The sequence below is a fragment of the Methylobacterium mesophilicum genome (assembly GCF_022179445.1).
In the GTDB taxonomy this organism is placed as follows: Bacteria; Pseudomonadota; Alphaproteobacteria; order Rhizobiales; family Beijerinckiaceae; genus Methylobacterium; species Methylobacterium mesophilicum.
The window spans coordinates 1-240 of record NZ_BPQU01000165.1 but is presented as its reverse complement, the minus strand read 5'-3'; the positions used below and the strand labels follow the sequence as shown (position 1 = coordinate 240).

Below are 240 nucleotides of genomic sequence, written 5' to 3'. Positions count from 1 at the left end.
GGCGGTGCGAGAGGCCTTCCCCGAGGCCACCCTCACCGCCGACGCCAACAGCGCCTATAGCCTCGCCAACCTCGCCCAGCTCAAGCGCCTGGACGAGCTCCGGCTGGACTACATAGAGCAGCCCCTGGCCTACGACGCCCTCCTGGACCACGCCAAGCTCCAGCGGGAGCTTTCCACCCCCATCTGCCTGGACGAGAGCCTCACGGGGGCGGAGAAGGCGAGGAAGGCCATTGAGCTTGG

The 240-nt window shown here is 68.3% G+C and carries 1 protein-coding gene; it reads left to right on the top strand.

What is annotated here, in order from left to right; all coding sequences use genetic code 11:
• A partial coding sequence (locus MFF40_RS28605; protein WP_283206129.1) for an enolase C-terminal domain-like protein occupies positions 1-240 on the top strand: 240 nt, incomplete at both ends.